Origin of the sequence: Microbacterium sp. LWH3-1.2, assembly GCF_040675855.1 — a bacterium.
GTDB lineage: Bacteria > Actinomycetota > Actinomycetes > Actinomycetales > Microbacteriaceae > Microbacterium.
In genome coordinates this window covers 2,061,132-2,080,971 of record NZ_JBEGIK010000001.1, presented here as the reverse complement: position 1 = coordinate 2,080,971, position 19,840 = coordinate 2,061,132, and the positions used below count along the sequence as shown (strand labels likewise).

The 19,840-nt window shown below is 69.8% G+C and carries 18 protein-coding genes; 3 read left to right on the top strand and 15 right to left on the bottom strand.

Translation table 11 applies throughout. The features are described 5' to 3' along the window. Window position 1: 1 nt before the first annotated feature. From atpD to prmC, 11 genes are all read right to left on the bottom strand, one after another. Window positions 2-1,450, bottom strand: a complete 1,449-nt coding sequence (gene atpD / locus MRBLWH3_RS09560; RefSeq protein WP_363431027.1) for a F0F1 ATP synthase subunit beta — start codon at window positions 1,448-1,450, stop codon at window positions 2-4. Between the two features lie 39 nt (window positions 1,451-1,489). Further along, window positions 1,490-2,386 (bottom strand): F0F1 ATP synthase subunit gamma, encoded by an 897-nt coding sequence (locus tag MRBLWH3_RS09555; protein WP_116193930.1) that lies wholly within the window; start codon window positions 2,384-2,386, stop codon window positions 1,490-1,492. Window positions 2,387-2,407: 21 nt separating this feature from the next. Beyond that, window positions 2,408-4,045 (bottom strand): F0F1 ATP synthase subunit alpha, encoded by a 1,638-nt coding sequence (gene atpA / locus MRBLWH3_RS09550; RefSeq protein WP_363431023.1) that lies wholly within the window; start codon window positions 4,043-4,045, stop codon window positions 2,408-2,410. Window positions 4,046-4,122: 77 nt separating this feature from the next. Continuing rightward, a complete protein-coding gene (locus MRBLWH3_RS09545) occupies window positions 4,123-4,914 on the bottom strand; it encodes a F0F1 ATP synthase subunit delta (RefSeq protein ID WP_363431020.1) in 792 nt (263 codons plus the stop codon). After that, the gene (locus MRBLWH3_RS09540) at window positions 4,914-5,474 is read right to left on the bottom strand and encodes a F0F1 ATP synthase subunit B (RefSeq protein WP_363431017.1); all 561 of its coding nucleotides are present in this window, start codon (window positions 5,472-5,474) and stop codon (window positions 4,914-4,916) included. Before MRBLWH3_RS09540 ends, MRBLWH3_RS09545 begins: the two co-directional genes overlap by 1 nt. Before the next feature lie 28 nt (window positions 5,475-5,502). Then, on the bottom strand, window positions 5,503-5,739 hold the full coding sequence (gene atpE / locus MRBLWH3_RS09535) for an ATP synthase F0 subunit C (RefSeq protein ID WP_159845304.1): 237 nt from the start codon (window positions 5,737-5,739) through the stop codon (window positions 5,503-5,505). A gap of 62 nt (window positions 5,740-5,801) precedes the next feature. Beyond that, on the bottom strand, window positions 5,802-6,593 hold the full coding sequence (gene atpB / locus MRBLWH3_RS09530) for a F0F1 ATP synthase subunit A (protein WP_363435422.1): 792 nt from the start codon (window positions 6,591-6,593) through the stop codon (window positions 5,802-5,804). A 167-nt stretch (window positions 6,594-6,760) separates the two neighbouring features. Next, window positions 6,761-7,264 (bottom strand): hypothetical protein, encoded by a 504-nt coding sequence (locus MRBLWH3_RS09525; protein WP_363431015.1) that lies wholly within the window; start codon window positions 7,262-7,264, stop codon window positions 6,761-6,763. Then, window positions 7,261-8,469: an MraY family glycosyltransferase gene (locus MRBLWH3_RS09520; RefSeq protein WP_363431013.1), complete on the bottom strand. Its 1,209-nt coding sequence runs from the start codon at window positions 8,467-8,469 to the stop codon at window positions 7,261-7,263. The genes MRBLWH3_RS09525 and MRBLWH3_RS09520 overlap by 4 nt, the downstream gene beginning before the upstream one ends. Next, entirely contained in the window at window positions 8,466-9,245 is a 780-nt protein-coding gene (locus tag MRBLWH3_RS09515) for an L-threonylcarbamoyladenylate synthase (protein WP_363431010.1), read from the bottom strand. Before MRBLWH3_RS09515 ends, MRBLWH3_RS09520 begins: the two co-directional genes overlap by 4 nt. 57 nt (window positions 9,246-9,302) lie before the next feature. Then, window positions 9,303-10,181 carry a peptide chain release factor N(5)-glutamine methyltransferase gene (gene prmC, locus MRBLWH3_RS09510; RefSeq protein ID WP_363431008.1) on the bottom strand — a complete coding sequence of 293 codons (879 nt, stop codon included), beginning with the start codon at window positions 10,179-10,181 and terminating at the stop codon, window positions 9,303-9,305. A gap of 200 nt (window positions 10,182-10,381) precedes the next feature. Here prmC and cysK (MRBLWH3_RS09505) point away from each other — a divergent pair, with 200 nt between their 5' ends. From cysK (MRBLWH3_RS09505) to epsC, 3 genes are all read left to right on the top strand, one after another. Beyond that, entirely contained in the window at window positions 10,382-11,320 is a 939-nt protein-coding gene (cysK, locus tag MRBLWH3_RS09505; protein WP_363431005.1) for a cysteine synthase A, read from the top strand. Between the two features lie 136 nt (window positions 11,321-11,456). Then, window positions 11,457-12,410 (top strand): cysteine synthase A, encoded by a 954-nt coding sequence (gene cysK / locus MRBLWH3_RS09500; protein ID WP_363431002.1) that lies wholly within the window; start codon window positions 11,457-11,459, stop codon window positions 12,408-12,410. Beyond that, a complete protein-coding gene (epsC, locus tag MRBLWH3_RS09495) occupies window positions 12,407-12,991 on the top strand; it encodes a serine O-acetyltransferase EpsC (RefSeq protein WP_414685338.1) in 585 nt (194 codons plus the stop codon). The genes cysK (MRBLWH3_RS09500) and epsC overlap by 4 nt, the downstream gene beginning before the upstream one ends. A gap of 60 nt (window positions 12,992-13,051) precedes the next feature. Here the strand turns inward: epsC and MRBLWH3_RS09490 are convergent, their stop codons facing one another. The 4 genes from MRBLWH3_RS09490 to rho form a co-directional block, all read right to left on the bottom strand. Beyond that, a complete protein-coding gene (locus MRBLWH3_RS09490) occupies window positions 13,052-15,841 on the bottom strand; it encodes an ATP-binding protein (RefSeq protein ID WP_363431000.1) in 2,790 nt (929 codons plus the stop codon). A gap of 73 nt (window positions 15,842-15,914) precedes the next feature. After that, window positions 15,915-16,313 carry a hypothetical protein gene (locus MRBLWH3_RS09485; RefSeq protein ID WP_363430997.1) on the bottom strand — a complete coding sequence of 133 codons (399 nt, stop codon included), beginning with the start codon at window positions 16,311-16,313 and terminating at the stop codon, window positions 15,915-15,917. Between the two features lie 126 nt (window positions 16,314-16,439). Further along, the gene (prfA, locus tag MRBLWH3_RS09480) at window positions 16,440-17,522 is read right to left on the bottom strand and encodes a peptide chain release factor 1 (RefSeq protein WP_363430995.1); all 1,083 of its coding nucleotides are present in this window, start codon (window positions 17,520-17,522) and stop codon (window positions 16,440-16,442) included. Window positions 17,523-17,543: 21 nt separating this feature from the next. After that, window positions 17,544-19,802, bottom strand: coding sequence for a transcription termination factor Rho (gene rho / locus MRBLWH3_RS09475; protein ID WP_363430992.1), 2,259 nt, complete (start codon window positions 19,800-19,802; stop codon window positions 17,544-17,546). Window positions 19,803-19,840: the final 38 nt, after the last annotated feature.

Below are 19,840 nucleotides of genomic sequence, written 5' to 3'. Positions count from 1 at the left end.
ATCAGCCGTTCTCCTTCTGGATGCGCGCCCACTGCTCTTCGACGTCGGAGATGCCGCCGACGTTGAAGAACGCCTGCTCGGCGACGTGGTCGAAGTCACCCTTGACGATGGCGTCGAACGACTCGATGGTCTCCTTGATCGGCACCGTCGAACCCTCGACACCGGTGAACTTCTTCGCCATGTAGGTGTTCTGCGAGAGGAACTGCTGGATGCGGCGCGCGCGGGAGACGACGATCTTGTCCTCTTCCGAGAGCTCGTCGACACCGAGGATCGCGATGATCTCCTGCAGCTCCTTGTTCTTCTGGAGGATCTGCTTGACGGCGGTCGCCACGCGGTAGTGGTCCTCGCCGATGTAGCGCGGGTCGAGGATGCGGCTGGTCGACGTCAGCGGGTCGATGGCCGGGTACAGACCCTTCGACGCGATCTCACGCGAGAGCTCGGTCGTCGCGTCGAGGTGCGCGAACGTGGTGGCCGGCGCGGGGTCGGTGTAGTCGTCGGCGGGGACGTAGATCGCCTGGAGCGACGTGATCGAGTGTCCGCGCGTCGACGTGATGCGCTCCTGGAGCACACCCATCTCGTCGGCGAGGTTCGGCTGGTAGCCCACCGCGGAGGGCATGCGGCCGAGCAGCGTCGAGACCTCGGAACCTGCCTGCGTGAAGCGGAAGATGTTGTCGATGAAGAGCAGCACGTCCTGCTTCTGCACGTCGCGGAAGTACTCCGCCATGGTCAGGGCCGACAGCGCGACGCGCAGACGCGTCCCCGGCGGCTCGTCCATCTGGCCGAAGACCAGGGCGGTCTTGTCGAAGACGCCCGCCTCTTCCATCTCGCCGATGAGGTCGTTGCCCTCACGGGTGCGCTCGCCGACACCGGCGAACACCGACACACCGCCATGGTCCTGCGCGACGCGCTGGATCATCTCCTGGATGAGGACGGTCTTGCCGACGCCGGCACCGCCGAAGAGGCCGATCTTGCCACCCTGCACGTACGGGGTCAGCAGGTCGATGCTCTTGATGCCGGTCTCGAACATCTCGGTCTTCGATTCGAGCTGGTCGAACGAGGGCGCCTTGCGGTGGATGCCCCAGCGCTCGGTGACCTCGACGGTCTCGCCCGGAGCGGCGTTCAGCACGTCGCCCGTGACGTTGAACACCTTGCCCTTGGTGACGTCACCCACGGGAACCGTGATGGGGCCGCCGGTGTCGCGCACCTCCTGGCCGCGGACCATGCCATCGGTGGGCTTGAGCGAGATGGCGCGGACGAGATCGTCGCCGAGGTGCTGGGCCACCTCGAGGGTGATCTCCGATCCCTCGCCGTCGATCACGATCGTCGTCTTGAGCGCGTTGTAGATGTCGGGGATCGAGTCGTGCGGGAACTCGATGTCGACGACGGGGCCGGTGACGCGGGCGACGCGCCCGACGACCGCCGTCTCGGTCTTGTCAGCGGTGAGGCTCATGGCTTCTTCTCTTTCGTGTGGTCTGTGTGCGCAGGAGCGTTACTTGCCCGAGGAGAGGGCGTCGGCGCCGCCGACGATCTCGGCGATCTGCTGCGTGATCTCGGCCTGGCGCGCGTTGTTGCGCAGGCGCGTGTAGTCGGTGATGAGCTTGTCGGCGTTGTCGCTGGCGGACTTCATCGCCTTCTGGGTCGCGGCGTGCTTCGCTGCCGACGACTGCAGGAGGGCGTTGAAGACGCGGCTCTGGATGTACACCGGCAGGAGCGCGTCGAGCACCGTCTCGGCGTCCGGCTCGAACTCGTACAGCGGGTACACCGCGGCGGAGGAGGCCTCCTCGGCCTCGACGACCTCGAGCGGAAGCAGGCGCACCGTCTCGGGCGTCTGCGTCATCATGCTGACGAAGCGGTTGTAGACGAGGTGGATCTCGTCGACGCCGTTCTCCTCGCCGCCGCGGTCGTACGCGTCGAGCAGGGTCGCCGCGATCTCTTCCGCCGTGGTGAAGTGCGGCGTGTCGGTGTCACCGGTCCACTCCGCAGCGCTGTCCATGCGACGGAACTGGAAGTACCCGACGGCCTTGCGGCCGATGAGGTAGAACACCGGCTCCCGGCCCTCCTCGCGCAGCAGCTGCGCGAGCTCGAGGCCTTCACGGAGGATCTGCGAGTTGAACGCGCCCGCGAGACCGCGGTCGGACGAGAAGATCACGACCGCGGAGCGGCGGATCGTCTCTCGTTCGACGGTCAGCGGGTGGTCGACGTTCGAGTGCGTCGCCACGGCGGAGACGGCACGCGTCACGGCGCGCGCGAAGGGCGACGACGCGCGCACACGTGCCATCGCCTTCTGGATGCGCGAAGCCGCGATGAGTTCCATCGCCTTCGTGATCTTCTTGGTCGTCTGAGCAGAAGAGATCTTCTGCTTGTAGACCCGGAGTTGTGCGCCCATGTCTGCTAGCCCAGGCCCGCCTTAGCGGCGACCCTTGACGATCTTCTCCTGGTTCACGTCGTCGGCCTGCGCAGCTGCGACCTCTTCGTGGCCGGGCTTGGCGATCGACTGGCCCTTGCCGGCCTGGAACTCGAGGATGAACTCGTCGGTCTTCTTCGTCAGCTCCGCCACGGTGTCGTCGTCGAGGACGTTGGTGTCGCGCAGCGTGTCGAGGATCGTGGTGTTGCGACGCAGGTAGTCGAGCAGCTCGCGCTCGAACGACAGGACGTCCTCCACCTCGATCGAGTCGAGCTTGCCGTTGGTGCCGGCCCAGATCGAGACGACCTGCTCCTCGACCGGGTACGGCGAGTACTGCGGCTGCTTGAGCAGCTCGGTCAGGCGCGCACCGCGGGCGAGCTGGCGACGCGAGGCAGCATCCAGGTCGGAGGCGAACATCGCGAACGCCTCGAGCGAGCGGTACTGGGCGAGCTCGAGCTTGAGCGTGCCGGAGACCTTCTTGATCGACTTGACCTGGGCGTCACCACCGACTCGCGAGACCGAGATGCCGACGTCGACCGCGGGACGCTGGTTGGCGTTGAAGAGGTCGGACTGCAAGAAGATCTGGCCGTCGGTGATCGAGATCACGTTGGTCGGGATGTACGCCGAGACGTCGTTGGCCTTCGTCTCGATGATCGGAAGACCCGTCATGGAGCCGGCGCCGAGCTCGTCGGACAGCTTCGCGCAGCGCTCGAGCAGACGCGAGTGCAGGTAGAAGACGTCGCCCGGGTAGGCCTCGCGGCCCGGCGGGCGGCGCAGGAGCAGCGACACGGCGCGGTACGCCTCGGCCTGCTTCGAGAGGTCGTCGAAGATGACCAGGACGTGCTTGCCTTCGTACATCCAGTGCTGGCCGATGGCCGAGCCGGTGTACGGCGCGAGGTACTTGAAGCCGGCGGGGTCGGAGGCGGGGGCGGCGACGATGGTCGTGTACTCCAGCGCACCGGCGTCCTCGAGGGCGCCCTTCACGGCCGCGATCGTCGAGCCCTTCTGGCCGATCGCGACGTAGATGCAGCGCACCTGCTTGGTGGCGTCGCCCGACTCCCAGTTGGCCTTCTGGTTGATGATCGTGTCGATCGCGATGGCCGTCTTGCCGGTCTGGCGGTCGCCGATGATGAGCTGGCGCTGGCCGCGGCCGACGGGGATCATCGCGTCGATGGCCTTGATGCCGGTCTGCAGCGGCTCGTGCACCGACTTGCGCTGCATGACGCCGGGCGCCTGCAGCTCGAGGGCACGACGACCGACCGTGGCGATCTCGCCGAGACCGTCGATCGGGTTGCCGAGCGGGTCCACGACGCGACCGAGGTAGCCGTCGCCGACGGCCACCGAGAGCACCTCGCCGGTGCGGGTGACCTGCTGGCCGGCCTCGACACCGGAGAAGTCGCCGAGGACGACGACACCGATCTCGTGCTCGTCGAGGTTGAGGGCGAGGCCCTGAGTGCCGTCCGCGAACATCACCAGCTCGTTCGCCATGACACCGGGCAGGCCCTCGACGTGGGCGATGCCGTCGGCGGCGTCGACGACCGTGCCGACCTCGGTGGCCGCAGCCCCGGTGGGCTCGTAGGCGGCGACGAAGTCCTTCAGCGCGTCACGGATGACGTCGGGGCTGATAGTGAGATCTGCCATTGTTTTCCTTCGTTCATGGGGCCTCGGCCCCGAAAGCTCCGCGCGGTTCCTGTCTCGGTCCGGGCGGGAAGTCTGTGTCAGCCGGCGAGCCGCTGACGGAGGTCGGCCAGACGCGACGACACGCTCGCGTCGATGACGTCGTCGGCGATCTGCACGCGGATGCCGCCGACGACGGTCGGGTCGACGATCGTGTTCAGCGACACCGGCGTGCCGTATCGCTTGGCGAGCGCCGCCGTGAGGCGCTCGCTCTGCGCCGCGCTCAGCGGCGCCGCGGCCACGACCGTCGCGACCGCGCGGTTGCGCTGGTCGCCGACGACCTCCGAGGCGCGCGACAGCAACCGGCGCACGCGCCTGCCGCGAGGCTGACGGACGAGGGATGCCGCGATCAGCGTCGCCCCCGCGCCCGCGCGGCCCTTGAGCAGCGTCTCGACGAGCACGCCCTTCGCGGCGGGCTCACCCAGTCGGCTGCCCAGCGCGAGTTCGAGCTCGGGGTTGTCGGCCACCGTGCGCGTGAACGCGAACAGCTCGGCCTCGACGTCGGCCCTCGCATCGGCGACGGCCGCTGCCCGCACCGCGAGTTCCTCGATGCCGTCCACGAGATCCTCGGATGAGGACCACCGCTGCGCGACGGCGGTCGTCAGCAGCGACGCCGTCGTGGGCTTGACGGCATTGCCGAACACGTCGGCGACGACCTGTCGGCGGGCCTCGGCCGGCGCGGCGGAGTCGGCGAGCGCGCCGCTCAGCTGCGACGAGTCGCCCACGGCGCGCGCCACGGCGAACAGCTCGCCGGCCACGTCGAGGTCGACGCCCGACGCGGCGCGCAGCGCCGCCGTCGTCGCCGCCAGGGCCTGAGTGGTCGCGCTGCCCATTACGCCTTGGCCCCTTCGGACTCTTCGAGCTCGGCGAGGAAGCGGTCGACGACGGCCTGAGCCTTCTTGTCGTCGGACAGCGTCTCGCCGATCACGCCGCCGGCGAGGTCGAGGGCGAGCGTGCCCACCTCGCTGCGCAGCGAGACGAGCGCGGTCTGGCGCTCGGCCTCGATCTGCGCGTGCGCGGTCGTGGTCAAGCGCGCGGCCTCGGCGGAAGCCGTCTCCTTGGCCTCGGCGACGATCTTCTTGCCGTCCTCGCGGGCGGCGTCGCGGATCTCACCGGCCTCCTTGCGCGCTTCGGCGAGCTGCGCCGTGTACTCCTCGAGGGCGGCTTCCGCCTTGCGCTGTGCTTCGTCGGCCTTGGCGATGTTGCCCTCGATCGCAGCGGAGCGCTCGTCGAGCAGCTTCTTCATCCGAGGAAGGGCGACCTTCCAGAAGATGACCAGGATGACGATGAAGCACACCGACGACCAGATGATGTCGTACCACGCGGGGAGCAGAGGGTTGTGCGCCGCTTCGGCGCCCTCTTCCGCGGCGTACGTGACAAGAGCGTTCAGCATCCTGTCTCCTTAGACGAGAGTGTGGCGATCAGAAGCCGAAGATGAAGCCGGTCGCGATGCCGATGAAGGCGAGCGCCTCGGTGAAGGCGATACCGATCCACATGAGCACCTGCAGGCGGCCGGCCAGCTCGGGCTGGCGGGCGACGCCCTCGATCGTCTTGCCGACGACGATGCCCACGCCGATGGCCGGGCCGATCGCGGCGAGGCCGTAACCGACGGTGGCGATGGAGCCGGAGACCTCGGCGAGAACCGTAGTTGCGTCCACGGGGGTGTTTCCTTTCGGTTGTGGGCGGCCCTGCGTCTTCCCGACGCAGCGCCGTCCCGCTTTCAGTGCTCTTCGGCGACCGCGAGCTGGATGTAGACCGCGGTGAGAAGGGCGAAGACGTAGGCCTGGAGGACGGCCACCAGGATCTCGAACAGGGTGAAGACGAAGCCGAACGCGAGGCTGCCGGCGCCGAGGATCGACCACCAGCCGCCCATGTCGAAGATGAAGAACTGCGTGGCGGCGAAGAACAGCACGAGCAGCAGGTGGCCGACCATCATGTTCATGAGGAGTCGGAGGGTCAGCGTCACCGGGCGGATGATGAACGTCGAGATCAGCTCGATCGGCGTGACGATGATGTAGATCGGCCACGGCACACCCGAAGGGAACAGCGAGTTCTTGAAGAAGTTCTTCGGACTCTTCTTGATGCCGGCGTAGATGAAGGTGACGTAGCTCACGATCGCGAGCGTCAGCGGCACGGCGATGATGCTCGTGCCGGCGATGTTCAGGAACGGGATGATGCCCGTGATGTTCATGAACAGGATCATGAAGAACAGCGTCGTGAGGATCGGCAGGAAGCGCTGGGCGTCCTTCTTGCCGAGGAGGTCCTCGCCGATGTTGACGCGGACGAAGTCCAGCCCCATCTCGACGAGGCTCTGGAAGCGCCCCGGCACGACACGCATGCGGCGCGTGCCGAGCCAGAAGATCACGACGACGGCGATCGTGGCGAGGAACTGGATGAGGTGGATCCGGGTGATCGGAACACCGGCGAGATTGAAGAGGACCTCAGGGAAGAACTCATCGATCGAGGGCCCGTGGAAGACGGGGGGTTCATCCGTGGCAAAGGGGGCGATCAGGGTCGCAGCATGAATAGACAGCGCTGGCTCCAGCTTCGGGGCACCGGTCGAGAACCGTTGCGACGATGGTCGGTGAGCGTCACTCCGCAAGTACTCGCTGAGCGAGTGGGCGGGCGCTCGTTCAGCCTATCAAACTTGTGAGGTCGCTGAATCCGCGGGGTCACGGATCAGGACGCACCCGGTTCGTCGCCCCGCTTGTCCCCCGCATCGGGGTCGGTCGGGAGCGCCACATCGCTCACGTGCGGCACCCGCATGCGCACCATCACGACGACGTCGACCGCCAGCGAGGCGAGCACGCTCACGACGGCCGCGACGAAGAACACGGTGGGCTCGATCCACGGCTGACCGCGCAGGACGAGGAGGATCACGATGAACACGACGAACTTGAGAATCCATCCGCCCATCACGACGCCGAAGAAGATCGGCACGTAGAGCGGATCGCCGAACCAGCGGTTCGCGATGAGGATGCTCGCCCCGGTGATGCCGAGGAACACCGCGGCGACCAGGACGCCGGCCAGGGCGCTCCACAAGCCTGTCGTGCCCGCGACGAGGAAGCCGACGATCGCGCCGACGACGGCGAGGATCGCGGTGACCGTGCCCGACCACACCAGGACGGTGCGCAGGATCGGCGTGCTGGAGATCGGGGTGCGGGGGTTCGGACTGGTGCTCATCGGGCGTCCTCCTGTGCGGGCGCGGGATCGGGCTGCGGTGCGGGTTCGGGATCGGAAGACACCGACGCCGCGGCGACCTTGCGGCGGCGAGAGGGAAGAAGGGTGACGACGAGGCATGCGGCGATGCCGACGATGCCGTAGAACACGCCGAAGAGGTAATCCCCGGGCCACTGCAACGTCGTGCCGATGTACATGAGCAGCACCGAAAGGCTCACCAGCGCGGTCCACGCGTAGAAGATGAGCACGGCGTCGCGGTCGGTGTGGCCCATGTCGAGCATGCGGTGGTGCAGGTGCTTGCGGTCGGGCGAGAACGGCGACTTGCCCCTGCTCATGCGCCGCACGACGGCGAGGCCGAAGTCGAGCAGCGGCAGCAGCACGACGACGACCGGCAGGAGGATGGGGATGAACGCACCGAGCAGCTGCGAGCGGCCGAAGGCGTCGTTGTCGGCGATCATCGCGGGGTCGAAGTTCCCGGTGATGGAGATCGCCGAGCACGCCATCAGGAGGCCGAGCATGAGCGCGCCGGCGTCGCCCATGAAGAGGCGCGCAGGGCTCCAGTTCAGTGGGAGGAAGCCGATGCACGCGCCGATGAGCACGGCGGCGATGAGCGACGACAGCGTGAAGTAGGTGCTCGAGCCGATGTCGCGGAACACCATGTAGGAGTATGCGAAGAAGACGAGGTTCGCGATGAGGCACACACCGGCGACGAGCCCGTCGAGCCCGTCGATGAAGTTCACCGCGTTCATGACGACGACGATCGAGAACACGGTGAGGGTGAAGCTCGCCCAGCTCGAGAAGATCGTCATCCCTCCCAGCGGCAGCGTGTAGATCTGCAGCTGCCCGAACCACGCGATGACACCGGCGGCGAGGAACTGCGCACCGAGCTTGATCATCCAGTCGAGGTCCCACAGGTCGTCGAGGACGCCGACGACCACGATGAGCCCGGTCGCGCCCAGCAGCGCGTACATCTGCTGCGGCTGCGCCCAGACGATGGAGAAGTACGGATGCTGCGACGACACCGCGAACGCCGCCAGCACGCCGAGGAACATGGCGATGCCGCCGAGGCGCGGCGTAGGTGTCTTGTGCACGTCGCGCTCGCGGATGCCCGGATACAGCTTGTATTTGAGGCTGAGTCGCCAGACCGCCCACGACAGGACGAAGGTGACGGCCGCCGTGAGGAGGATCGTGAAGACGTACTGCTTCACGAGCGGTCGGGTTCCGGCGCCTCGGGCGCCGCAACCGCCTCAGGGCCCGGGGCAACGTCGGCCGCGGCATCCGTCTCGATGACCGCCGGGTGCGCCGCAGGCTCGAGGCCAGGGTCGGGCTCGAGGAGATCGCCGAGCACGTCCCGCAGCTGCTCGCGGCTGACGGCGCCGTCGCGCAGCACGCGCACCCGGGGCTCGTCGCCCACGACGAGGCTGGTCGCGTCGATGATCGTCGAGGGGATTCCGGTCTTCGACGGCCCGTCGCCGAGGTAGACGGCGACGCTGTCCTTCAGCATCCCTTCCGCGTCCTCGGCGGTGATGCCGGCCGCCATGCCGGTGAGGTTGGCGCTCGAGACGGCGAGGGGCCCGGTCTCTTCGAGGAGTTCGAGGGCGATGCGGTGCGCGGGCATGCGCACCGCGACGGTGCCGCGAGTCTCACCGAGGTCCCACGACAGAGACGGCTGCGACGGCAGCACGATGGTGAGGCCGCCGGGCCAGTAGGCCTCGACCAGACGCTCGATCGGCTCGGGCACCTCGGCGACGAGCGCGCGCAGCGTCGTGAGCCCGGCCACGAGAACCGGGGGCGGCGACTGGCGGCCACGGCCCTTCGCGGCGAGCAGGCGCGCGACCGCGGCGTGGTCGAAGGCGTCGGCGGCGACGCCGTAGACGGTGTCGGTCGGGATGACGACGAGTTCGCCACGCCCGATGGCCTGGCGCGCCTGGCGCATGCCGGTGAGCAGCTGTGACTCGTCACGGCAGTCGTAGATGGGGGACATGTCGCCCGCCAGTCTAGTTGCGAAGCCCCGGACGAACGCTCCGAAGCGGCGGCACGGTCAGGGGCGCAGCGCGGTGGTCGCGCGGTCGCGCGTCGTGAGGTCGGGGTGGGTCGCGGTGGCGCGCCAGCCGTCGGCCTCGAGGATCCCGCGGATCGCCTGGCCCTGCCATTCGCCGTGCTCGATCACGATCATGCCGCCGGGGTGCGCCAGGCGCATTCCCACCGCGCTCAGGATGCGGACGACGTCGAGGCCGTCCTCCCCTCCGTAGAGGGCCGCGGGCGGATCGAAGAAGCGCACCTCCGGATCGCGCGGGATCGCAGCATCCGGAACATAGGGAGGATTGGATGCCACGACCGACACCGTGCCGTCGAGCTCACCGAACGCGTGAGCCAGGTCGATGAAGGCGAGCGTCGCGTTGTCGGCGCCGACCCGCGCGAAGTTCTCCTTCGTCCATACGAAGGCGTCGATCGAGTTCTCGGCCGCGAACACCCGGGCGTGCGGCACCTCGGTCGCCATCGCGAGGGCGATCGCGCCGCTGCCGGTGCCGAGATCCACCGCGATGGGAGACACGGATGCCGCCGCCCGCAGCGCGTCGATCGCCAGCTGGGCGACGACCTCGGTCTCGGGACGGGGCACGAAGACCCCCGGGCCGACCCGCAGATCCAGGTGGCGGAACGGGGCCGTGCCGGTGATGTGCTGCAGCGGCTCGCGCGTGCTGCGGCGCGCGGCGAGTTCGTCGAGACGGGCGGCATCCTGAGCGGTGAGTCGGTCGCCGCGGATCGCCGCCGCCTGCACTCCCCCGCGCCCGGTGCCGAGCACGAAGGCGGCGAGCAACTCGACGTCGACGGCAGGGTCGGCGATGCCGGCCTCGGCCAGGCGCGCGGCGGCACTCCGAAGGGCGTCGGAGAGCAGGGAGTATTCGTCGGGGGAAGGCATGACCGATCCACTCTAGGCGGAGTGCTCCGGCCGGCGGCGCGGCCCGACGGGTCGCGATCGCGCTCCGATCAACGGGCTGATCCAGCGGGGACCGGTGAGGATACCGGGGCGGGGCGGGGCTTTCGTCACAGAAGGACTCAAAGGAAAAAGGGCCCCCTAGGCTGGTGCTCGATCCGCCGAGAACCCGCGAAAGGCCCGATATGACCGGCATTCATCCCGACATCACGTCCGCATTCGGCAACACGCCGCTGGTGCGCCTGAACCGCGTCACCGACGGCGCCGGCGGGAACGTCCTGGCGAAGCTGGAGTTCTACAACCCCGCCTCGAGCGTCAAGGACCGCCTGGGCATCGCCATCGTCGACGCGGCCGAGGCGTCCGGCGAGCTGCAGCCCGGCGGCACGATCGTCGAGGCGACCAGTGGCAACACCGGGATCGCGCTGGCGATGGTCGGTGCGGCGCGCGGCTACCGCGTCCTTCTCGCGATGCCGTCCTCGATGTCGATCGAGCGTCGCCTGCTGCTGAAGGCGTACGGAGCAGAACTCGTGCTCACAGACCCCGCCGGTGGCATGAAGGGCGCGATCGCGAAGGCGGAGGAGCTCGTCGCCGACATCCCCGGCGCGATCCTGGCCCGCCAGTTCGAGAACCAGGCCAACGTCCAGATCCATCGCAAGACCACCGCGGAGGAGATCATCCGCGACACCGACGGTCAGATCGACTACTTCGTCGCCGGCATCGGCACGGGCGGCACCATCACCGGCGTCGGCCAGGTGCTCAAGGAGCGCGTGCCCGGCGCCAAGGTCGTGGCCGTCGAACCCGCCGACTCGCCGCTGCTGACGAAGGGCACGCCCGGACCGCACAAGATCCAGGGCATCGGACCGAACTTCGTGCCGGCGATCCTCGACCAGGGGGTCATCGACGAGGTCATCGACGTGGAGTTCCCCGACGCGATCTCGACCGCTCGCGCCGTCGGCACGCAGGACGGCATCCTCGTCGGCATCTCGTCGGGTGCCGCCATCTGGGCCGCACTGCAGGTCGCCGCGCGTCCCGAGGCCGCGGGCAAGAACATCGTCGTCATCGTCCCCTCGTTCGGCGAACGCTACCTGTCGACCGCGCTGTACGAGGATCTGCGCGAAGATTGACACGTCACGACGGCGCGCCGGCAGGTCTTTCCGGGGCTCCGCTCCGGAGCCCCGGCCTGCTGGCGCGCGCCACGACCCGTTCGGGCACCGGCGCGACGTCGCTGGCTTCCGCGTAGCCTGATCGAGGGAGCACCACGTGCCCGGCATCCATTCCGACATCACCACCGCGTTCGGTGAGACGCCGCTCGTCAGGCTCAACGCGCTCACCGACGGCCTCGGCGCGGAGGTGCTCGCGAAGCTCGAGTTCTACAACCCGGGCTCGTCGGTCAAGGACCGCCTGGGCTACGCCCTCGTCGAGGCCGCCGAGGAGGCTGGAGAGCTGGCGCCGGGCGGCACGATCGTCGAGTCCACGAGCGGCAACACGGGCATCTCGCTCGCGCTGATCGGCGCTGCGCGCGGGTATCGCGTGATCCTGACGATGCCCGCCTCGATGTCGAAGGAGCGTCGCATCCTCCTGAAGGCGCTGGGCGCCGAGCTCGTTCTGACGGACCCCTACAAGGGCATGACCGAGGCGGTGGAGACCGCCCGGCGCATCGTCGCCGACACCCCCGGCGCCATCCTCGCGCGCCAGTTCGAGCACGAGGCGAACGCCGCGATCCACCGCAAGACCACGGCCGAGGAGATCTGGCGCGACACCGAGGGTCGCGTCGACTGGTTCGTCGCGGGTTCGGGCACCGGCGGCACGATCACGGGCGTCGGCCAAGTGCTCAAGGAGCGCAACCCCGACGTCAAGATCGTCCTCGTCGAGCCGAAGGACTCCCCCGTGCTGACCGAGGGCCGCGCAGGCGGTCACCGCATTCAGGGGATCGGCCCGAACTTCGTCCCCGAGGTGCTCGACCGCTCGGTCGTCGACGAGATCTTCGACGTCGAGTTCGACCACGCCATCGCGGTCGCCCGCGAGCTCGCGACCCGCGAGGGCATCCTCGCCGGGATGTCGGCCGGCGCTGCGGTGTGGGCGGCGCTCCAGATCGCGGCCCGTCCTGAGGCCGCCGGACAGCGCATCGTCGTGATCGTGCCCGACTCCGGCGAGCGCTACCTGTCCACCGCTCTGTACGAGCACCTGCGCGAACCGGAGGCCGAGACCAAGTGACCGAGGAACGCATCGGATTCTTCGCCAGGGCCCGCGAGGACGTCGCCGCGGCGAAGCTGCGCGACCCGGCCGCCCGCGGCGGCCTCGAGATCGCCCTGCTGTACCCGGGGCTGCACGCGATCTGGGGGCACCGCGTCTGGCACGCGCTGTGGACGCGGGACTTCCGCTTCGTCGCACGCGCCGGGTCGCAGATCACCCGGTGGCTCACCGGCATCGAGATCCACCCGGGGGCGACCATCGGCCGCCGCTTCTTCATCGACCACGGCATGGGCGTCGTGGTCGGCGAGACCGCCGAGGTCGGCGACGACGTGATGCTCTACCACGGCGTCACGCTCGGCGGCCGCCAGCGCGAGGGCGGCAAGCGCCACCCCACGATCGAGGACGGCGTCGCGGTCGGCGCCGGTGCCAAGATCCTCGGCCCGATCACGATCGGGGCGGGATCCGTCGTCGGCGCGAACGCGGTCGTCACGAAGGACGCCCCCGCCGACAGCGTCCTCGTCGGCGTGCCCGCCAAGCCGCGCGCCCGCCGTGTCGGGGACGACACCCGCGCGCTGCTGACAACCCCCGAGTACCACATCTGACCTTCCGGACACGGGTGCTGCGGCCGGCGGCTGCGCGCCGCTGCTCGGGTCCGGCCTGTCCTACGCCGCGCTGCGGCGGTAGATCGCGGCCGCGGCCGTCCGCGACGGCGCTTCGAGCTTGCGCAGGATCGCCGACACGTGCACCGACACGGTCTTGACGCTGATGTAGAGCCGTTGTGCGATCTGGCCGTTGCTGAGTCCTTCGGCGACCAGCTCGAGCACCTGCTCCTCGCGCGCGGTCAGCCGCGAGCGTGACGCGTCGCCGGTGAGTCCGGCGTCCGTCATCAGGGTCTTCGCGCGCGCGGCGAGGCCGTCCGCACCGAGCCCCTCGGCGTACGACGCGGCCGCCGCGAGCGCCTCGCGTGCTCCCGTGCGGTCGCCGTCGGCCAGGAGCGCCTCGCCGTTCCGCACGCGCGCATACGCGCGGATGTAGGCGGGTCCGATCGCGTCGATCGCAGCGGTCCACGGCCCCTCGCCGAGCTCGGCGGCGAAGACGGCCGCCCACAGCGGGGTCACCGGCCAGGCGTCGAATCCGGCGAGCACGGCGCGGTACGGCTCGACGTCGGCGTCCTCGCCGTGTTCGCGCAGCATCGCGACGGCCCGGGCCGCGATCGCGGTCAGCGGCAGAGCGAGCACGCCTCCGGCGGGGCTCTCCCACGCCAGCTGCGCGTGGGAGAGGGCCTCGTGCGCGTCGCCACGCGCGAGGGCGAGCTCGCCGAGGTCGTACGCCATGCCGAATCGCGTCTGGTACTCGTACGCTCCGAACCGGTCGAGTTCGAAGCGTGCCGCCTCCAGCGCCGCCTCGGCGCCGTCGATGCGGCCGCGCCAGATCGCGAGGCACACCAGCCGCTCCCGCAGGAACGCGGAGTAGAGCCCCGGTTCTACCAGCGGCAGCAACCCGCCGAGCTCCTCCGCCTCGCGAAGGCGCCCGGCGTAGATGTGCGCTTCGATCACGTTGGCCTCGATCATCACGAGCGGCCCCAGGTCCGCGACGTGCGAGCGCCCGTAGCCCATCCCCTCCTTCGCCACGGCTACCGCGTCGTCGTACCGGCCGACCTGCATGAGGGTGTTCGAGTAGTTGATGTAGTAGCGCATCATGGCGCGGACGAAGCCGCCCGAATACGCACGTGCTTCCTCGAACAGCGCGACGCCGCCGACGTCGCCCACGCTGGCGCGGCAGGTCGCCGAGATGAGCAGCGCCTGGGCGACGATCTCGGCGGCCACCGGGTCTCCGTCGGAGGCTGCTGCCGCGGCCGTGTCGCGCGCCTGCGCAGCGATGTCATCGCCGCGGCTCTGACGGCCGTTGAGCATATGGACACGCGCCGAGCTGAGCAGCATCCCTGCTCGCTGGACGTCGTGGCGCGGGTCGTCGCCGAGGATCGCGAGCGCTTGCTCGATGCTGTCGATGCCGTCCGACACGCCCGCCTGGAACTGGATGGTGGCCAGGTCGCCGAACATCTCGGCGCGTCCGACGACATCGGCCTCGGGCCAGAGGGCGATCGCCTCCCTCGCGAACGCGAGCGCGCGATCATTCCGGTTCGCCGACACGAGGGCGCCTGAGGTCCGGCGCAGCACCTCGTGACGCGGCATCCCGCAGACCGCCTCCGGGTCGGCCACGGCGTCCCACAGCTCGAGCGCCCGCTCCCCCGCCTCCGCTGCGGTCGACCATGCCGACGCGACGCTCGCCGCCCGCTGCGCCGAGACGGCCGCGGCGAGGGCACGGTCGGGCACGCGAGCGGCCCGCCAATGATGGGCGATGTCGGCGAGCACACGTGCCGTCGGCGGGGACTGCTCGAGCGCCACCGCGTACGCCGTGTGCAGGCGCGTGCGCTCGGTGGGCAGCAGTTCGGCGTACACGGCCTCCTGCATCAGCGCGTGCCGGAACGCATACGCCTCACCGCGGATCACCACGACCTGCGCATCCACCGCTTCGCGGACCGCCGCCTCGAGCACGACGTCGTCGCCGTCGAAGGCCGCCCGCAGCACCACGTGCTCCACCTCCACGCCGCCGGTCGCCAGCACCCGGGTGAACCGGCGCGCCTCGTCGTCCAGCCGTTCGTAGCGCAGCAGCAGCACGTCGCGCAGCGACACCGGAAGCCGCTCGCCCGAGAAACTGGCGAGCTCTTCGACGTAGAACGGGATCCCGTCGCTGCGCGCGGCGATGTCGTGGAGCACGCCGGCCGCCAGCACGTCGCCGTGCACGGCGGTGGCGAGCGCGCCGACCTCGGCGGGACTGAGGCGCGCGAGGGGCCGGTGTGTGACGAGGCGTGCACGGTCGAGCTCGGCGAGCACCGGGCGCAGCGGGTGGGCCCGGCCGACATCGTCCGTGCGGTACGACAGCAGCACGAACAGCGGCAGCGCCGCCGTGCGCCGCACGAGCCGCGCGGCGATGTCGCACGTCGTGCTGTCGGCCCAGTGGAGGTCCTCGATGATGACGACGAGCCGGTGCGTCCGGGCGAGCTGCGAGAACAGCTCGACGACGACGTCGGCGAGCCGCTCGGCGTCGCCGGGACTGCCGGCGAGGGCGGGCACGAGCACCCCGAGGGCGTCCGCACCGGGGCCTGCCGCGTCTCGCACCTCGTCGACGCCGAGGGCGTCGACGAGGTCACGGAGGAGGTCGGTGATCGCCGTCAGGGGCGCCGGGCCCGAGCCCGAGTCGACGCATGCGCCGCGCACGACCACGGCGTCGTCGAGGCTCTCGGTGAAGTCGCGCAGCAGCCGCGTCTTGCCCATGCCGGCATCGCCCGACACGACCACGGCGCGGCCTTGCGCGCCGACGGCGTCGACCTCGTCGCGCAGCGCATCGAGGTCCGCCTGGCGGCCGACGAGGGGCACCCGGCCGATCTGCATACCGCCCATCATCCCACCAGCCTCACGGATGAGGCGGCCGCCGAGAATCGGGAGGACTCCCTCCCCTGGGACCTCAGGTTCTGCGGTCCTGCACCTTGCTCTTGATGAACAGCGGCGGCAGAAGCCACGTCGCGAGCGCGGTCACGAGCCATACGACGAGCGTTCCGATGATCCACGCGACCGGACCGTCGATGCCGATGCCCGCGGCAGGGATGAGCACCGCGATGAGCAGCGCCACGAACGTCGACAGCAATCCGATGCCGCCGATCAGCGCGTTGGCGTGCCGCCGCGTGATCTTGAACAGCCAGGGCGCGAGGACGCTCTGGAGCACCGCGAAGATGACGACCGCGAGCAGGATCCCCCACCAGTCGTTCCAGTGCAGAGAGAAGCCCGGAAGGAGCAGGTCGGCCGCGATGAGGCCGAGCGCCGCCGACACCAGGAAGATGAGGGCGCGGATGAGCAGCGTGAGCACGCTCGAAGCCTAATGGCGCAGCATCCGTCCTCCACGGCGCGCCACGGATGACGAGACCGGGGATTCGCGCCGAGCCCGAGGATTTCGCCCGCGGTCTCGGCGGGAATCGCCGGTCTCGCCGACGCGTCAGGCCTCGTCGGAGCCCAGCGCCGCCAGACGCGCCTCTTCGTCGGCCGTGATGGCGGACTCGATGATCGGCTCGAGCGCGCCGTCCATCACCTGGTCGAGGTTGTAGGCCTTGTAGCCGGTGCGGTGGTCGGCGATGCGATTCTCGGGGAAGTTGTACGTGCGGATGCGCTCGGAGCGGTCCATGCCGCGGATCTGCGACCTGCGAGCGTCGGATGCCGCGGCTTCGAGCTCCTCCTGCTGCTTGGCGAGGAGGCGTGCCCGGAGCACGCGCATGCCCGCCTCGCGGTTCTGCAGCTGCGACTTCTCGTTCTGCATCGACACGACGATGCCCGTCGGCACGTGCGTGATGCGCACCGCCGAGTCGGTCGTGTTGACCGACTGGCCCCCCGGACCCGATGAGCGGAAGACGTCGATCTTCAGGTCGTTCGGGTCGATGTGGATCTCTTCAGGCTCGTCGACCTCGGGGAACACCAGCACGCCGGTGGTCGAGGTGTGGATGCGCCCCTGCGACTCGGTCGCCGGAACGCGCTGCACGCGGTGCACACCGCCCTCGTACTTGAGGTGCGCCCACACGCCCTGCGCAGGGTCGGACGAGGAGCCCTTGATCGCGACCTGCACGTCCTTGTAGCCGCCGAGGTCCGACTCGTTGCGCTCGAGGAGCTCGGTCTTCCAGCCCTTCGACGCCGCGTACTGCAGGTACATGCGCAGGAGGTCCGCGGCGAACAGCGCCGACTCGGCGCCGCCCTCGCCCTGCTTGATCTCCATGATCACGTCGCGCGCGTCGTCGGGGTCGCGCGGGATCAGCAGACGCCGCAGGCGCTCCTGCGCCTCGGCCAGCCCGGCCTCGAGAGCCGGAACCTCCTCGGCGAACGCGTCATCCTCACGGGCGAGCTCGCGGGCGGCATCCAGATCATCGGATGCCGCCGCCCAGTCCTCGTGGGCCTTCACGATGCGCGACAGCTCGGCGTAGCGCCGGTTCACCCGCTTGGCGCGCGCCGCATCGGCGTGCACCGCGGGGTCGGAGAGCTCCTCCTGGACCGCGCGGTGCTCGTCGATCAGCGCCCGGACAGAATCAAACATCGCGGGCTCGGACATCGAGGATCAGCGGATGCTGTTGTCGTGGTCGTGGCTGCGGCCACCGCCGTGCCCGCTCGCGGGCGCGGGAATCGACTTCTGCATCTGCACGAGGAACTCGACGTTCGACTGCGTCTCCTTGAGCTTGCCGAGCACGACCTCGAGGGCCTGCTGGGGATCGAGGCCGGCCAGCGCGCGGCGGAGCTTCCAGGTGATCTTGACCTCGTCGGGCGAGAGCAGCATCTCTTCGCGACGCGTGGACGACGCGTTGACGTCGACGGCCGGGAAGATGCGCTTGTCGGCGAGCTGGCGGTTCAGGCGCAGCTCGCTGTTGCCGGTGCCCTTGAACTCCTCGAAGATCACGTCGTCCATCTTGGAGCCGGTCTCGACGAGGGCGGTGGCGAGGATCGTGAGCGATCCGCCGTTCTCGATGTTGCGCGCAGCGCCGAAGAAGCGCTTGGGCGGGTAGAGCGCCGACGCGTCGACGCCACCGGTGAGCACGCGACCCGAAGTCGGCGCCGAGATGTTGTACGCACGGCCGAGACGAGTGATCGAGTCCAGCAGCACGACGACGTCGCGGCCGAGTTCCACGAGGCGCTTCGCGCGCTCGATGGCGAGCTCGGCGACCGTGGTGTGGTCCTCGGCGGGACGGTCGAAGGTCGAAGCGATGACCTCGCCCTTCACCGTTCGCTGCATGTCGGTGACCTCTTCAGGACGCTCGTCGACGAGCACGACCATGAGGTGCACCTCGGGGTTGTTGATCGCGATGGCGTTGGCGATCTGCTGCAGCACGATCGTCTTTCCGGCCTTCGGCGGTGCGACGATCAGGCCGCGCTGGCCCTTGCCGATGGGCGCGACCAGGTCGATGATGCGCTGCGTCAGCTTCTCGGGGGCCGTCTCGAGGCGCAGGCGCTCCTGCGGGTAGAGCGGCGTGAGCTTGCCGAACTCGACGCGCGCAGCGGCGTCGTCGACCGACAGCCCGTTGATCGCATCGACCTTGACCAGCGCGTTGTACTTCTGGCGGCTGGACTGCTCGCCCTCGCGGGGCTGCTTGATCGAGCCGACGACCGCGTCACCCTTGCGCAGGTTGTACTTCTTGACCTGGCCGAGCGAGACATAGACGTCGCTCGGACCGGGGAGGTAGCCCGAGGTGCGCACGAACGCGTAGTTGTCGAGGACGTCCAGGATGCCCGCGATCGGGATGAGGACGTCGTCCTCACCGATCTCGGTCTCGAACTCGTCGCCGGCCGCCTGACCGCTGCGGCGCTTGTTGCGCTGACGACCGCGACCGTTGCCCTGGGCCGGCTGCTCGTCGTCCTGCGCGTCGGCCTTCGCGGGCTCGGCGGCGGGCTGGGCGGTCTGGGTCTGGCCGCCCTGAGCGTTCTGGCCCTGGCCGCCCTGCGCGTTCTGGTTCTGGGCGTTGCGGTTGCGGCTGCGGCTGCGGCTGCGGCTGCGGCTGCGCGACGGGGTCTCGGCACCCTCGGCCTCGGCAGCCTGCTCGGTGCCCTCGCCCTCGGCGGGGGCCTCTGCGTCGGCCGCGGGTGCCTCAGCGGGGACGGATGCCTCCTCCGCGGCCTGCTCGCCGGCCTCGGCGGGCGCAGCCTCGGCGGGCGCAGCCTCGGCGGGCGCAGCCTCGGCGGGTGCGGCCCCGGCCGGTGCCGTCTCGGCGGTTGCGTCGGTCGGGGTCTCGGCAGGTGCCTCGGCCGCCGGCTCGGCCGGTGCGACGTCGGTGCTCTTGGCACGACGCGGCGCGCGCTTGCGCGGGGCCTTGGCCGGCGCGGCCGGGGCCTCTGCGGGCTCCTCGGCGGCGGTCTCGGCAGCGACGACCTCGGCGACGACCTCTTCGGCCACGACCTCGGCGACAACGGCCTCGGCGACCGCCTCCTCGGCGACGGCGTCCGCGCCCTCGGCCTCGGCGACGGCCTCCTCGGCGACGGCGTCGGCGATGATCGCCTCGGCCACGGCCTCCTCGGCCGCCTCCTCAGCGGCCTCGGCGGCGGCTGCGTCGCCCGTCTCCTCGGCGAAGATCGCCTCGGCGACCGCCTCCTCGGCGACCTCCTCCGCAGCGAGGGCCTCGACGACGGCCTCGTCTGCGACGGCGTCGGCCGCCTCAGCGGCCTCGACGGCCTCTTCAGCGACTTCCTCAGCCACGACGGCCTCGATCACGGCTTCCTCGGCCACGGCCTCGGCCTGGGCTTCGATGCTGTCGACATTCTCGACGGCCTCGGGCGCTTCCGCGCGCTCGTCGGCCGGAACGTCGGCGTGGATCTCGGAGATGGACTCCACGAGTTCTCCCTTGTGAAAAACGAACGATTGTGCACGAA